Source organism: Streptomyces sp. Root431 (genome assembly GCF_001426585.1).
Taxonomy (GTDB): Bacteria; Actinomycetota; Actinomycetes; order Streptomycetales; family Streptomycetaceae; genus Streptomyces; species Streptomyces stackebrandtii.
The window spans coordinates 107812-122338 of record NZ_LMEI01000013.1 but is presented as its reverse complement, the minus strand read 5'-3'; the positions used below and the strand labels follow the sequence as shown (position 1 = coordinate 122338).

Annotated in this window: 17 protein-coding genes; 15 read left to right on the top strand and 2 right to left on the bottom strand. The window is 72.5% G+C overall.

Features of this window, described 5'->3' with window-relative positions:
* Positions 1–357: 357 nt before the first annotated feature.
* The 15 genes from ASC82_RS26025 to ASC82_RS25955 all read left to right on the top strand — a co-directional run bounded on the left by ASC82_RS26025 (position 358) and on the right by ASC82_RS25955 (position 13032).
* Positions 358–1386, top strand: coding sequence for a LuxR C-terminal-related transcriptional regulator (locus ASC82_RS26025; RefSeq protein WP_056652847.1), 1029 nt, complete (start codon positions 358–360; stop codon positions 1384–1386).
* Complete coding sequence (locus ASC82_RS26020; protein WP_056652844.1) at positions 1383–2042, top strand: pyridoxamine 5'-phosphate oxidase family protein; 660 nt, start codon at positions 1383–1385, stop codon at positions 2040–2042. Before ASC82_RS26025 ends, ASC82_RS26020 begins: the two co-directional genes overlap by 4 nt.
* 99 nt (positions 2043–2141) lie before the next feature.
* Entirely contained in the window at positions 2142–3014 is an 873-nt protein-coding gene (locus tag ASC82_RS26015; RefSeq protein WP_024755840.1) for a diiron oxygenase, read from the top strand.
* Positions 3011–3850 (top strand): hypothetical protein, encoded by an 840-nt coding sequence (locus tag ASC82_RS26010; protein ID WP_056652843.1) that lies wholly within the window; start codon positions 3011–3013, stop codon positions 3848–3850. The genes ASC82_RS26015 and ASC82_RS26010 overlap by 4 nt, the downstream gene beginning before the upstream one ends.
* Positions 3847–4317, top strand: a complete 471-nt coding sequence (locus ASC82_RS26005; RefSeq protein ID WP_079039485.1) for a holo-ACP synthase — start codon at positions 3847–3849, stop codon at positions 4315–4317. Before ASC82_RS26010 ends, ASC82_RS26005 begins: the two co-directional genes overlap by 4 nt.
* Positions 4314–4547: a phosphopantetheine-binding protein gene (locus tag ASC82_RS26000; RefSeq protein ID WP_024755837.1), complete on the top strand. Its 234-nt coding sequence runs from the start codon at positions 4314–4316 to the stop codon at positions 4545–4547. Before ASC82_RS26005 ends, ASC82_RS26000 begins: the two co-directional genes overlap by 4 nt.
* A 21-nt stretch (positions 4548–4568) precedes the next feature.
* A complete protein-coding gene (locus tag ASC82_RS25995; protein WP_056652840.1) occupies positions 4569–5393 on the top strand; it encodes an SAM-dependent methyltransferase in 825 nt (274 codons plus the stop codon).
* Entirely contained in the window at positions 5393–6412 is a 1020-nt protein-coding gene (locus ASC82_RS25990) for a 3-oxoacyl-[acyl-carrier-protein] synthase III C-terminal domain-containing protein (protein ID WP_079039484.1), read from the top strand. Before ASC82_RS25995 ends, ASC82_RS25990 begins: the two co-directional genes overlap by 1 nt.
* Positions 6412–6678: an acyl carrier protein gene (locus ASC82_RS25985; protein WP_024755834.1), complete on the top strand. Its 267-nt coding sequence runs from the start codon at positions 6412–6414 to the stop codon at positions 6676–6678. Before ASC82_RS25990 ends, ASC82_RS25985 begins: the two co-directional genes overlap by 1 nt.
* Positions 6675–7499: a hypothetical protein gene (locus tag ASC82_RS25980; RefSeq protein WP_056652837.1), complete on the top strand. Its 825-nt coding sequence runs from the start codon at positions 6675–6677 to the stop codon at positions 7497–7499. The genes ASC82_RS25985 and ASC82_RS25980 overlap by 4 nt, the downstream gene beginning before the upstream one ends.
* Positions 7500–7692: 193 nt before the next feature.
* On the top strand, positions 7693–9063 hold the full coding sequence (locus ASC82_RS25975) for a condensation domain-containing protein (RefSeq protein WP_056652834.1): 1371 nt from the start codon (positions 7693–7695) through the stop codon (positions 9061–9063).
* On the top strand, positions 9063–10115 hold the full coding sequence (locus ASC82_RS25970) for a polysaccharide deacetylase family protein (RefSeq protein ID WP_056652832.1): 1053 nt from the start codon (positions 9063–9065) through the stop codon (positions 10113–10115). The genes ASC82_RS25975 and ASC82_RS25970 overlap by 1 nt, the downstream gene beginning before the upstream one ends.
* A gap of 35 nt (positions 10116–10150) precedes the next feature.
* A complete protein-coding gene (locus tag ASC82_RS25965) occupies positions 10151–11446 on the top strand; it encodes an MFS transporter (RefSeq protein WP_056652829.1) in 1296 nt (431 codons plus the stop codon).
* Positions 11447–11581: 135 nt separating this feature from the next.
* On the top strand, positions 11582–12262 hold the full coding sequence (locus ASC82_RS25960) for a 4'-phosphopantetheinyl transferase superfamily protein (protein ID WP_242427785.1): 681 nt from the start codon (positions 11582–11584) through the stop codon (positions 12260–12262).
* Positions 12263–12408: 146 nt separating this feature from the next.
* Entirely contained in the window at positions 12409–13032 is a 624-nt protein-coding gene (locus ASC82_RS25955) for a pyridoxamine 5'-phosphate oxidase family protein (RefSeq protein ID WP_242427817.1), read from the top strand.
* A gap of 6 nt (positions 13033–13038) precedes the next feature.
* Here the strand turns inward: ASC82_RS25955 and ASC82_RS25950 are convergent, their stop codons facing one another.
* Together ASC82_RS25950 and ASC82_RS25945 are read right to left on the bottom strand one after the other, a co-directional pair.
* Complete coding sequence (locus ASC82_RS25950) at positions 13039–13878, bottom strand: sigma factor-like helix-turn-helix DNA-binding protein (protein WP_056652823.1); 840 nt, start codon at positions 13876–13878, stop codon at positions 13039–13041.
* Between the two features lie 93 nt (positions 13879–13971).
* Positions 13972–14355, bottom strand: a complete 384-nt coding sequence (locus tag ASC82_RS25945; protein ID WP_056652819.1) for a DUF6479 family protein — start codon at positions 14353–14355, stop codon at positions 13972–13974.
* Positions 14356–14527 lie beyond the last annotated feature (172 nt).

Genomic DNA, 14527 nt, shown 5'->3' with positions numbered 1-14527 from the left:
TCCAGGAGAGTCCCGGCCAGTCCCGGCCAGTCCCGGACTGACTCGTTCCGTCCTGTCGCCCGGCCCGACCCCGTCCTTCTGCCGCCCCCGGCGGCAGGACTACTCCTCCGGCAGTTGCCCCGGTTCTGCCGGTTACTCCGGGGTCGCTTCCCGGTGACCGGAAGAACCGTAGGTCAGCACCGGTGCGTGCGCGCTTCCGGGGGCTTCCCGAGGCTGCCGGACCTCTGGCCCGGCTGTAGGAGCCCGCCCAGGCCGGAACCGTACGGTGGCCGCACCGGAAGGCCGTTCCCGTTCCGGGACCCTCTCCTTTCGGTCATGCCCAGAGCCCGCGCCATCCGTGCGATCAGAAAGGTGACGATGGAATCCCCGGCACAGACCTCACGTCAGGAAGCTCGGCGCACCGCCGAGGTGAACGAGTTCGTGGTCGCGTTCTACGAACACACCATCGGACGTGCCGACTTCAGCCCGTCAGGGATCGCCGAAGAGCTGGGCGTCCCGCGCCAGCGCGTCGAGCAGGCGGTCTGCGTGCTGCGTGACTTACGTCTGGTCAAGCCGGCGGAGGGCGCCGCCGACCGGCTGGTCGCGGTCAGTCCCGAGGCCGCCCAGATGGAGCTGCTGGTCCCGCTGGAGCGGGAGATCCTCGACAGCCGCAACCGACTCGAAGGATTCAAGGGGCAGTTGAACTCCTTCGTGGCCGCGTTCGAGAAGCAGGCCAGGACCCGGGCCGAGACGGTGGTGATCACCGACGACCGGGAGGAGATCGAGCTGCGTCTCCTGGAGGCGGCCCAGGGCTGCACCACCGAGGTCCTCGTGATGCAGCCTTGCGTGGCCCGCGAGACCCCCGAGTTCCGGCTGGCCCGTCCGCTGGTCCTCGAAGCGGTACGGCGCGGGGCGCAGGGCCGGATCCTGTACCCCCACACCGCCCGCGGCGACTCCGACACCCGCGCGCACCTCGGCGAACTCCTGCCCTCGGGCGGGCAGGTGCGCACGACCAACGAGGTGCGCGACCGCTTCCTGGTCTTCGACCGGAAGACGGCCTTCATCCCCGCCGGCGAGGGCGACGCGATCGCCGTCGTCTACGACGCCGCGGTCGCGGCCTTCCTGGCCGGACTGCACGCCCGGGTCTGGGAGTCCGCCTTCGACTTCGACTCCGGAGCGCCCGGTTACGCCGGGACGATGGGCGACCTCAAGGCCACCCTGCTCGACCTGCTGGCCTCGGGGGCCAAGGACGAGGTGATCGCGCGCCGGGTCGGCATGTCCGAGCGGACCCTCCGCCGCCATGTGGCCACGATCATGCAGGACCTGTCGGCCTCCAGCCGCTTCCAGGCCGGTGTGCTGGCCGCCCGTACCGGACTGGTCGACCTGGCCCTGAGGGGTGCCGCATGAGCCGCTACGACCGTCTCGCGTACACCTCGTCGGTGCGCAGGGTCCAGGAGCAGATGGGCAGCGCCTCGGCGACCGACCGCCGCCTGCGGGAGCCGGTCGGGGAGGCCGAGCCGCTCACCGGCTCCGAGGTCGACTTCATCCGGAGCCTCGACGGCTTCCTGTTCGCCAGCGTCGGCGAGACCGGCTGGCCGTACATCCAGTTCCGGGGCGGTCCACCGGGCTTCGTGCACGTCCTGGACGAGCACACCCTGGGCTATCTGGACGTCCGGGGCAACCGGCAGTACATCACCACCGGCAACGTCCGCGGCAACGACCGGGTCGCGCTCTTCTTCATCGACCACGCCCGGCAGACCCGCCTCAAGCTGTACGGCCGCGCCACCGCCGTACAGGCCGGCGAGGACCCCGCGCTCGTCGAGCGCCTGGACGCGCCCCGTACCGACGGCACCGTCGAACAGGTCGTCACCATCAGGGTCGAGGCCTTCGCCTGGAACTGCCCCAACCACATCACCCCGCGCTTCAGCCAGCGCGAGGTCTCCGAGGCCCTGGCCCCGGTCCGCGAGCGTCTCGCGCGCCTGGAACAGGAGAACGCCGCCCTGCGCGCGGAACTGGCCGCCCGGCCCGACCGGCCCGTTCGGCCCGACCGGCCCGCCCGCTGACCGAATTCGGCAGCCGGTTTCGGTCCTTGAGGGAACGCCCGTCCGAATCCCATTCTGGATTCAGCAAAGAACCCTCGAAGCGAACGGAGACATCGCGCGATGGTCAGCGAAGTGATCGACCGAAACGACCGGTTCCGGGGAATCCTGGACCGGCTCGCCACGAAGTCGATCGATGACTACTACAACCCGTACCGGCTGTTCGAGTGGCCGGACCGACTGCCCGAGGACATGTGGTGGATGAGCCCCGAGCTCACCACCACGTACGGGACGGAATGGGCCGAGAAGCTCACTCCGCAGCAGCTCCACACGCTTTCCAAGCACGAGAGCATCAATTTCTACAGCCTCAATGTGCACGGCATCCGGGAACTGCTCATCGAAGTGGTCGCCCGGATTCACACCGCCGGTTTTGAAACGCCTTCGGAGTTCTTCCACCATTTCATCGGTGAGGAGAACGAGCACATGTGGTTCTTTGCCGAATTCTGCCTCCGCTACGGCGGGAAGATCTACAAGCAGCCGGCCGGCGGTGCCGAGGTGGCCGGTTCCTCCGCCAAGATCCAGAGCCTGCTGGTCTTCACCCGCATCCTGATCTTCGAGGAGCTGGTCGACCACTTCAACTCCGCGATGGCCGAGGACGAGCGCCTGCACGAGACGATCCGCGGCATCAACCGGATCCACCACCAGGACGAGTCCCGGCACATCGCCTTCGGCCGCGAGCTGGTCTCCCTGCTCCACCAGGACCTCAAGGAGACGGCCACCGAGCAGGAGCTGGACGAGATCTCCACCTACCTGCGCCGCTACCTGAAGCACAGCTTCGACTCCCTCTACCACCCGCAGGTCTACCGCGACGCCGGCCTGGAGAACCCGCACGAGCTGCGCCGGTCCCTGATGGAGTCGCCGGCCCGCGCCGAGGCCGAGCTGCGCACCTTCCGCAAGACCGCCAAGTACCTCGAGAAGACGGGACTCATCCGATGAACCGCCTGACCGGGAGCGACGGGGCGCCCGCAGTCGCCATCCTCGGGCCGCAGGCCACTCGGCTCGTCAAGGAGCTCGACGGGATCTTCGCCGGCTGGGGCGTCGCGGCGGGCGCCGAGGAGATCAGCGCGCCGCCGCTCTTCCCGGTGACCGACCTGGAGAAGTTCGACGTCTACACCAACTTCCCCCAGCTCGCCTGGGTGGCCGGTTCGCTCGATCTGAACGACGATCAGCACAAGCCGGTGGAAGGGAAGTTCGGCCCCGGTGCCGTGACCGAGGCGCGGTACGGGCTGCCGCACGCCACCTGCTACGGCGCGTACCTCTTCCACGAGGGCGACCGGGTCGCCGACGACACCCTGGTGACCCTCGTCAACCGCTGCTTCCGCAACGAGGACCACTACGGCGGGCTGCGCCGCCTCGCCACCTTCCAGATGCGCGAGATCGTCGCCCTCGGCACCTTCGACCACACCCAGCAGGTCATCGCCCGCTTCACCGAGCGGATCCAGGCCTTCGCCGGCGCGCTCGGCGTCGACCTGGGCAAGGTGCCGGCCGGGGACCCGTTCTTCCGGAACGACAACGGCCGCGCCCTCATGCAGAAGCTCAGCCCGGTCAAGTACGAGTTCCAGTACGGCGACCTGGCGATCGCCTCCGTCAACACCCACCGCAACTTCTTCGGCGAGCGGTGCGACATCCGGCTGGAGTCCGGCGAGCACGCCTACACCTCCTGCGTGGCCTTCGGCCTCGAACGCTGGATCGCCGTCCTGACCGAGCACTTCGAGGAAGACCTCGACGCCGCGCTGGCCGCCGTACGCGCCGCCGCAGCCGACCCGTCGTGACCCAGCCCCTGATCGGCGTCGACCTCGTGCCGTTCTCGCGGGTCCGCGAGCTCCTCGACCCCGGCATCGGGCCGCTGCTCAGGCGGTACCTCTCCGCCGAGGAGCTGACCGTCTCCCGGACCCCGGACGGCGCACCCGACCAGGCCAGGATCGCCGGAAGGCTGGCCGCCAAGGAGGCCGTCTTCAAGCTCCTCGGCGCCGTCGGGCGGCCCGTTCCCTGGCAGGGGATCGAGGTCCTGCGCGGCCCCGGCGGCCGGCCCGGGATCCGACTCTCCGGCAGGGCCGCGGAGTTGGCGCGGGACGCCGGGCTCGGGCCGATCGACGTGAGCATCAGCCACGACGCCGGCTTCGCCATCGCGGTCGCGGCGTCCTCGACGTCGGTCGACCAGCGGCGCGCTTCCGATCACCCCCTTTCTTCCGATCACCCCCTCTCTCAGCAGTCAGCGACCCCGAAGGGAATGCCATGAGTTCCGCAGGTATCGACAAGGTCCGGGACTGGATCCTCGGCCGTCACCCCGAGCGCACCGAGCTCGCCGCCGACGTCGACCTCATCGAGAGCCGGCTCGTCGACTCGCTCGCCTTCGTCGAGCTCGTCTACACCATCGAGGACGCCGCGGGCGTCGAGATCGACTTCGACAACATCGACATCGAGGACTTCCAGACCCTCGCGACCATCGAGAAGGCGTTCTTCGCCTGATCCCGAGGAGGGATCTTCACCATGGATGCTGTCTCGTACACCGCACAGTGGATGGCCGCGGCCCGCGCTCAGGAGTCCGAGCGGGAGGACGCGCTGTTCGTCGACCCGCTCGCCAAGGACCTGGCCGCGCCCAGGGGCTTCGAGCTGATCGAGCGCTACGCCGGCGGCGGTCTGCTGCCGTTCATCTCCATCCGGACCCGGTTCCTGGACGACGCCATCCGCGACGTCCTCGCCGAGGGCGGGATCCAGCAGGTCGTGCTGATCGCGGCGGGCATGGACACCCGGGCGTTCCGGCTCGACTGGCCCGAGGGCACCGAGCTCTACGAGGTCGACCACGCCCTCCTCATCGCCGAGAAGCGCCGCCGGCTCGACGCCCTCGGGGCCGAGCCGCGGACCGACCGGCGCGAGGTCTCCGCCGACCTCACGAAGGAGTGGCTGCCCGACCTGGAGGCCGCCGGCTTCGACCGCACCCGCCCGACCCTGTGGGTCGCCGAGGCGCTGACGTTCTTCCTCACCGAGGAGCAGGCCGCCGGACTGCTCCAGCTGCTCGCCTCCGCCTCGGCGCCCGGCAGCCACCTGGCCTTCGACATCCTCGGCCGCGCCCTGCTGCGCAGCCCCTTCTCGAAGCGCTGGCTGGACACGCTCGCCGCCGACGGCACGCCGTGGATCTTCGGCAGCGACGAGCCGGAGGAGTTCCTCACGGCGAACGGCTGGAAGACCACCGACCTGCGCGAGCCCGGCCAGCCCGGCGCCGGCGAGGGCCGCTGGCCGTACGACGTCCAGCCGAGGGACCGCCGCGGCGCCAACCGCCTGTGGCTGATCCGCGCCGAGATAGCGACGGCCTGATGGGCCTCCCGACCACGGACCACCCGGTCACGGACCGTCCGGCCTCGGCTCCCTCGACAGGGGACCGCCGGATCACCCTGGAGCGGATCGAGTCGTACCTGCCCGAGCGCAGCGTACGGATCGAGGAGCTGGGCGAGCGGCTCGGTCTGCGCCGGGCCGAGCTCGGGGTGTTCCGCAAGTTCTACGGCCTGGACACGCTCCGCTTCGACCCCGAGCTCCCGCTGCTCGACCTGCTCCGGCCCGCCGCGCGGGGCGCCCTGGCCGCCCTGCCGGAGGGCGGCCGGGTGGACTACCTGGCCTACGCCCACGTCACCCAGGCGGTGGCCCCCGCCGACGTGGACATCGCCCAGGAGGTCAGCGACGACCTCGGCCTCGCCGGCACCGAGGCCTTCGGCCTCAGCCACCAGGCCTGCGTCAGCAGCCTGGGGGCCATCGAGGTGCTCGGCGAACTGCTGCGCGCCGAGGGCGCCGAGGGCGGGTACGCCCTGATGGTCACCGGCGAGCAGGCGTACTCGCCGATGGTCCAGCTCGTCCCGAACACCTCGATCATGGCCGACGCCGCCGCCTCCTGCCTGATCACCCTGGACGGCGACGGCGATGTCGTCCGCTCCTTCGCCACCCGGACGCTGGGCGAGTACGCGCAGTGGCTGGAGCTGACCGCCGAGCAGAACACCGAGTTCGGCGAGCAGTACGGCAAGCGGATCTCCGAGGTCATCCACCAGGCCCTGACGGAGGCGGGACTGACCCTCGACGACGTCGACCTGGTGATCCCGCACAACGTCAACAAGCTGGCGTGGCGGCAGACCATCAAGGAGCTGGAGGTGGCTCCGGAGAAGGTGTTCCTGGAGAACGTCCCCCGCTACAGCCACACTTTCGCCTCGGACGTCTTCGTCAACTACACCACCCTGCGGGACGCCGGCCGCCTCGTCGACGGCGCGCACTACCTGCTGGTCTCCGTCGGCCTGGGCGCCACCTTCGGCGCGATGGTGATCACCCACCGGGCGGGGGGCGAGAAGTGATGAACCGTCAGGAAATCCTGCTCGTCATCGAGAAGGCGCTCAGCGAGGTCCTGGAGCGGCCGATCAGCGGGCTCACCGAGGAGACCGCGCTCTTCGACGAGCTCCAGCTCGAATCCATCGCGGTACTGGGTCTCCTGATGACCGTCGAGGAGGCGACCGGGATCGCGGTCGACCCGGACGAGCTCGACATCGACCACCTGCGGACCATGCGGTCCTTCGCCGACTACGTCGAGGCCGCACTCCGCGAAGCAGAGGGGACGTCATGAGCGGACTCGCCGTCCGGGCCGCCGCGGCGGTGCGCTCGCCGCAGGGCCGGGCACCGGGCGACCGCCCGGCCGCGCTCGACTACTACCGCGACCTGCTCACCCCCTTCGGGGAGAAGCCGGACGAGGAGCTCCTGAACCGCGGTGCGCACGTCCACCACCGGGACCTCGCGGACCTGCTCGTCGCCGACGAGGGCGTCGGCCGGAGCCGGCCGGAGCTGCTGATCGTCACCCACGCCCTGCCGGACGTGGTGCCGTTCACCGCCGTCGCGCCGCACCTGACCGATCGCCTCGGCGGCGGGGCGGCCAACTTCGCGATCGCCCAGCAGGGTCTTGCCGCGCCCTTCACCGCGCTGCGGATCGCCTCGGCGTACCACCGCGCGGGGCGGGCCGCGGAGGTCGTGCTCGCGGTTCTCGAGCAGACGACCCTGCCGACGCCCTTCCCCCTGGCCGCGGAGTTGATCGATTCGGCGGCGGCGCTGGTCCTCGGCGCTTCCGGTGAGGCCGACGCCGACGCCGGTCTGCGGTTCGTCCGGGCGTACTCGGCCGGTTCGGCGGCGGACGCCCTCGGCGAGGGCGCCCTGGGATCGGACCTCGGGGACGACGGCACGCTCCTCGTGCTCGGCCCCTGGGTCACCGAGGACCTCCCGGAGCGCTCCGTCGTGCACCGGGTGGCCCCGGGCAGCTACTGCACCAGCCTCTGGCTGGCGCTGGCCGACCACTGGCAGGAGTGGTCGGAGACGTACCGCCGGGTCGTCCTGTGCGACACGGACCCGCGCTCCGGCCGCAGCCACGTGGCGCTCTTCGCCCGCGGCGAGGGGTGACTCCCGCGCGGCCCCCAGGGGGTGAGCTCGTCCACCACGTCCCCGCCGTGGTGGACGGGCTCGCCCCCGGTTGGCGGTACTCCACCGGAACGCCGGATTCAGGCTCCGGAAGGCGGTACTCCGCCGGACCGCCGGGCCCGGCCCGGCCTCGACAGACATCGGACAAGGCAACCGAAGGGAAGGTCGGAACACGATGACCACGGCTGAGACCCGGACCATCAGACTGGACTCCGCGAGGGCCGGGACCGGCCCTGCGACCTGGGGGCAGCGGGCGATCTGGGGCGTCGTCACCCGGCTCGGCGACGACGCCCCCCGCTACAACGTGCCGGTCGACCTCCCCGTCAGCCCGCCCCGCCCCGCCGACCGCGTCCTCGCGGACGTGACCGAGCTGCTCCGGCTCCACGACAGCCTCCACACCAGGTTCCTGCCGGACGGCGAGGACGGCCTGCGGCAGGTCGTGGACGACGCCGGCGAGCTCGCCGTGGAGATCCGTACGTGCGCGGCGGCGCGGTCCGCCGAGACCGGCGCCGAGCTGCTCAAGGAGCTGGCCGGGCGCTCCTTCGACCACACGCGGGAGTGGCCCCTGCGGGTCGGCCTGGTGGAGTGCGAGGGCCTCGTCCACCGGCTGGTGCTGGTCGGCGCGCACACCGGGATGGACTACTGGGGTCTCGGCATCCTGCTCCGCGACCTCGCGGCGGTCGAATCGGGGGAGACCGCCGCTTCGCTGCGCCAGGCGCGCCCCTCCCTCCAGCCCCTGGACGCCGCGGAGGTCCAGGCCTCGCCGCTCGGCCGCCGCCGGGACGAGGCGGCCCGCCGCTACTGGATCGAGCAGCTGACCGCGGGCCCCCGGCAGCTCTTCCAGGAGCCCGCCGCGCCGGAACTCGCGGACGACCCGACGCGGAAGTTCCCCAACGCGCTGCTGCGCTCGCCCGCGCTGGCGATCGCCGTCGGGCGGGTGGCGGCGGAGCTGGAGGTGAGCGACGCCGCGGTGCTGCTCGGCGCGGCCTCCCACCAGCTGGCCAGGATGTCCGGGAGCAGCGACGTGCTGTTCCAGGTGGTCGTGGGCAACCGCTTCCAGCCGGCCGCCGCCGCGGCGGTCAGCACGGTCGCGCAGGAGGCGCTGTTCCGGCTCACGGACGCGGACCGGGACTTCGAGGACGCGGTGCGGCGGACGCGGTCCGTCGCCTTCAGCGCGTTCCGCCACGCCTCGTACGACAAGTGGGCGCTCGACCGGGAGGTCGCGCTGCTGGTCGAAAAGGGCGAGGCGGCCGACCACTCGTACTGGTGGAACGACACCCGCGACCCGGGCGTCGGGCCGTTCGACGGCGTCGAGAAGCCGAAGGCCGCGCTGAGCGAGCTGATCGGCCGGACCGAGCTGAGCTGGCCGACGGAGTTCCTGCCCCGGAAGAACGTCTCGATGGCGGTGGACGTCCTGACCGCCCCGGGCGCGCTGGACCTCGCCATGACCGCCGACCCGGCCGTGCTCGACCGCGACGGCATGGAGAGGTTCCTCCGCGGGGTCGAGCGGCTGATCGTCGCCGAGGCGATCGCGCTGGGGGACTGATGAGCGCCCTGACGAGCGAGCGGTACGCGGGAATCGCCTGGACGGGCGAGGGGTACGAGGTCGAGGTCCTGGACGGCGAGGGTCGCCGGGTGGTGGAGCCCAGCGGCTGGAGCGGCGCCCAAGCGGCCGAACTCATCGCCTGGCTGAGGGACTTCGAGGGCGGGCGGACGCCCGCCGTCGTCCTCGACAGCACCAACGGCCTGCTCGACGGCCCGATGACGGCGGCCGGTCTCGAGGTGTACCGGGCCGACCCCTGGCTGCTGCCGCCGCGGCCGGGCTTCGGCTCCGTCACGGCCGGAGAGCTCGCGGAGAAGGCCCGGACCGCGCCCGGCGAGCTGGCCAGGGTGACCGCCGAGGGCGGCACCCTGACCGGCCGCGCCGAGGAGTACTTCGACGGCGTGCGGCGCGGCGAGCCGATCGTGGCGGCGCTGACGGCCGCCGGCCGCTGCTTCGAGCACGGCAGCCGGGACGTCCCCCGGGTCGCGCTCACCTTCGACGACGGCCCCGACCCGGTGCACACCCGCCAGGTGCTCGACATCCTGGACCGCTACGGGGCCCGGGCGACGTTCTTCTGCGTCGGCCACCACGTCGCGGCGCTGCCCGACCTGGTGCGCCGGATCGCCGCCGCCGGCCACGAAGTCGGCAACCACTCCTGGTCGCACCCCTACCTGCCCGACCTCACGCCCGAGCAGCTGCGCGAGCAGCTCGACCGGACGGCGGAGGTGGTGGCGAAGGTGACCGGCGAGCAGGCGCCGACCCGGTTCCGGCCGCCGTACGGCGCGCTGAGCCCCGAGGTGCTGGCCGCCCTGGAGGGGTATCCGACCACGCTGACGATGTGGGACGTCGACACCCGCGACTGGGCGAGGCCGGGTCCCGAGCGGATCGCCGCGACCGTCCTGGAGTCCGCGGGGCCGGGCTCGGTGGTGCTGATGCACGAGGGCGCGGGCGATCGCGCCCAGACCGTCCAGGCCCTTCCGGCGATCGTCGAGGGCCTGCTCGAACGGGGCCTGGAGCTGGTCACGGTGGAGGAACTGACCCCGCCCGCCCGATGAAGACCACGATCAACGACCGAAGGGTTTGAACAGTCATGGAAGAACGCCTCGCGGAGCACACCGCGGCGGACGCACCCCCGCCGACGAAGGACGGCCCCGACGGGCCACCGCCGTCGGGGGACCGGTCCGGGGAGCCGGCGATCTGGTCCCGTAACTTCCGCTACTACTTCACGGCCCGCAGCGCGGGCCTCCTCAGCTGGGCCATGCTGCCGGTCGCGGTCTCGGCCGGTCTGCTCAGCGGCGGGTACGGCCTGGACACCGCGGGCTACTCGATGGCCTTCCTGGTCGCCCCGTTCGCCGGCCTGGTGCTGTTCGGCGGGGTCCTCGCCGACCGGTTCACCGCCCGCCGGATGATGATCATCGCGGACCTGGCCAACCTCACCGCCCACGTCCTGCTCGCCGTCCTCTTCATCCACGGCATCGACCATCTCTGGCAGCTGTACGGGCTGTTGGTGGTCGCCGGTACCGCCAACGCGCTGTTCCAGCCGGGCGCCTCATCGACCGTCCCGCTGGTCTCCCGTGACGTGCAGGGCGCCAACGGCGTACTGCGCACCTCCGAGGCGATCACCGGCCTCGGCGGCCCGGCGCTGGCCGGCGTCCTGGTCGGCTTCGGGTCGACCGGCTGGGTGATGGTGATCTCCGCGATCGCCTACGGGACCAGCGCGATCTGCCTGTTCGTCCTGCGGCTCGGGGTGGTCCCGGCCCCGCCGGCCGGCCAGAGCCTGTGGCGCAACCTGGCCGTCGGCTGGCAGGAGTTCAGCTCCCGCAGCTGGCTCTGGGGCGTGATCCTCATCTGGATGTTCTACGCGGTGCTCTCCTGGGGGCCGCAGCTCTCCGTGGCCGCCGGCGTCCTCGTGCCCGAGCACGGCGCGAGCGCCTTCGGCCTGGTCAACGCCGCGCTGGGCGCCGGCACCGTGGCCGGCGGTCTCCTCGCGATCCGCTACAAGCCCCAACGGCCGCTCGCCGCCGGGGCCGTGGCGATGATGGCGTACCCGCTCTACCCGCTCGGCATCGTCCTCGGCTGGCCGGTCTGGCTGCTCTGCGTCGCCCAGGTCCTGGTCGGCGTCGGCATCGGCGTCTGGGGCGTCATGTGGGCGACCAGCGTGCAGACCCAGGTGCCGGGCGAGGTCCTCAACCGCGTCCACGCCTACGAGGTCGCGGGCTCCGTCGGCATGTACCCGATCGGCAGCGCCCTGGCCGGCCCCGCCGTCGGCGCGTTCGGCACGGACACGGTGCTCGTCGTGGGCGTCGTGGTCGGCTTCCTCACCACCGCGGCCCTCCTCGCCGCCCGACCGATACGCACCCTCCAGCGTGTGCCGGACCGCGCCTGAACACCACCTGACCGGTCCGGGGCCGACGGGCGGCCCCAGGGCCTGTCCGGCGGATCACGGCCGGGGTCGCGGGGCCTGTCCGGCGGATCACGGCCGGGGTCGCGGGGCCGGGCACGGCACCGGAGAGGGGTCCGCGTGAGCGCGGCGGCGGCGCGGTGGAGAGCGCGGCCGCACACGGCCGCCGAGGGCGTGCACTACCTGGTCGCCCGGAGCGAGGACGTCCTCCGCGCCCTGCCCGTCGCCGCGCCGGACCGGGCGGCCGCCGCCGCACTGCCGCCGTGGCGCGCCGCGGAGTACACGGCCGCGCGCACCCTGCTGCGGGCCCTGCTGCGGGAGACCGGCGAGGACCTCCGCGGCGGCCCGGTCGCCGCCCGCCCCGGCGGCCGCCCGTACCTGCCGGACCGGCCCGACCTGGGCGTGAGCCTCTCGCACTCCTCGGGCTGGGTCGCCGCCGCCGTCGGCACGGGCCGCGACGTCGGCATCGACGTACAGACCCCGTCCCCCGTCGCCGCCCGCCTCCTCCGCCTCTGCTGCTCACCCGAGGACGCCGAAACCCTCACCGCCCTGCCCGAGGCCGACCGCAGACGCGAGTTCGCCTGGATCTTCACCGTCCAGGAGGCCTGCGTGAAAGCCCTCGGCACCGGCCTCTCCGGCCGTCCCTGGACCGTCCCGGTCCCCCTCGGCAGGCCCTCGGGCACCTGGCACCACCTCCACTGGACCGCCCCCCGCACCGCACAACCGGTCCCGACGGGCTGTGCCTGGACCGAGCGGCGGGTGTTCCGACAGGTGGGCGGTGGTGGCGGGGGCGGGGGGTGAGGTCGTAGAACACCTGGAGGAATCGGTACGGGGAACGAGAGGGCACCATGAGCGCCACCAGTGAAGTCAGCGGCGGGCCGGCGGGCGGCGGGGAGCCGGGCCCTGGGCCGGAGTTGGGCGTCACCGAGCGGACGCGGTTGCGGCGGATGCGGGAGAAGGGGAGCCATCGGCGGGAGGATCTGGACGCCGTGCTCGCCGCGGGCTTTCTCTGCCACCTCGGGGTGCCCGTCGACGGGACGACGATGGTCGTGCCCACCGCGTACGGCGTGGACGGCGACCGGCTGTACCTCCACGGCTCGGTCGCCAGCCGCAGTCTGGTCCAGGCCCCCGACACCACCGTCTGCGTGACCGTCACCCACGTCGACGGTCTCGTCCTCGCCCGTTCCGTCTTCGAGCACGGCGTCAACTACCGCTGCGCGATGGTCTACGGCGTACCGCGGATCGTGACCGACCCGGAGGAGAAGCTGCGCGGGCTGCGGGCGCTCACCGAGCAGAGCTCGCCGGGACAGTGGGAGTACGTGCGGCAGCCCAGCCGCAAGGAGCTCGCCGCGACCTCCGTCCTCGCGCTCGACCTCACCGAGGCCTCGGTGAAGACCCGCAGCGGCCCGCCGGACGACGGCGACTCCGAGGACGCGGCGCTCGGGCTGTGGGCGGGCGTCCTGCCCGTCGTGACCACTTTCGGCGAGCCGGTCACCGACCCCGTCCTGCCCGAGGACCTCGCCCCGCCCGCGCACGTCGCCTCCCGCGCGGGGCGCCTGCTGGGGGAGTGACCGGGCTCAGAACGGGGCGGTGCGCTCCGCCAGGGGCCGCACGGTCAGCCGGCCGAGGTGGCCCTCGTCCGCCAGGACGTCGACCGAGGTGATCCGGCCGTCGAGCACGGTGAAGGCGAAGACCGTGCGAGGCCGCCCCTCGCGGGTCACGACCAGGCCCGCAGCCCCGTCCACCAGGGCCTGGCGGGCCTCCCGGGTCCGCCCGGCGAGGGCAAGCGCCACGGGCACCGCCCCGTGCGCGGCCCGCGCGCCCGTCCGTACGGCGGTGGGGTCGGCCCGCAGCGCCACGTCCCGGTCGAGGAGCGCGAGCATCGCCTTCGAATCGCCTGTCCGCGAGGCCGCGAGGAAGGCGGCGACGACCTCCCGCTGGCGCGCCGGGTCGGGTTTCGGCATCTCCTCGGTGCCCTGCACCCGGTGCCGGGCCCGGCCGGCGAGGTGGCGGGCGGCGGCCTGGGTGCGTTCCAGGGCGGCGGCGATCTCCTCGTACGGGACGTCGAAGAGGTCGTGGAGGACGAAGGCGAGCCGCTCGGGCGGGGTGAGGCTGTCCATGGCCGTCAGGAGGGCCCGGCCCTCCGGCCCGGCCCGGTCCGCGTCCCAGGGGTCCCACGGGTCCCAGGGGGCCGTCCGGTGCGTCTCGCGGGCGCGGAGTCGTTCCAGGCAGATCCGGGTCAGGGCGGCGAGGAATGGGTCACCGGTGGTGGGGGCGGGGTGGCGGGGTGCGTCCCGTATCGCCTGTTCCACCGCCTCCTCGGCCTCGTCGAACGAGCCCAGCAGCCGGTACGCCACCGCCTTCAGGCGTGGCTCCTGCGCGCGGGTGCCGGGGGCGTCGTCGGCGTCGTCATCCACGGTCGTGACCTCCGTGTGGCGAGGCAGGGTACGGCCGTCGTCGGGGCGTCCTCCCGGACGCCCCGGCGCGGCCATGTTCGGGTTCGCCCGGCGTCAGTCGCCGTGGCCGGTGCCTCCGCTGCCGAAGCCGCCGCTGGAGATGCCGCCCCACTTGCGCTTCTCCTCGCTCGGCGGGTCCGGTGAGGTCTCGGTGCCGGACTTCTTGAGCTGGTACGGCATGAGGCGGTGCTCGCCGTCGGTCTGCGGCATCACCTCGGGCCTGCGGTACTCGGACATCTCGCCGGGAAGCTGGTCGGTCTCGGGCCGATGCGGCTGCTCTTCCGGCTTGGGCGTCGCGGACTCGCGATCGCGAACCCGGAAGCCGAGCCAGACGGCCGCGATGAGGACGGCGACGATGACCAGTCCACCGATCACCTGTCCCAGGCCTGACTGCCAAACCCCAGCGGCCAGGATCTCTGCTGCGCTGAGAGTGTTCATACTTCAGGATTACCCGATTCCGCTTCTTCGGACCCGTCGGGCGGGCTCCACCTCGAAGATTTCCCCGGAGATTCCCCGCAGAATTCCTCGACCGATCCCTGAAACATTTCCGCACCCCCGTCGCGTCAATGAGGTGTACGGCGACCACGCCACGTGACCGCGAGGGAAGGAG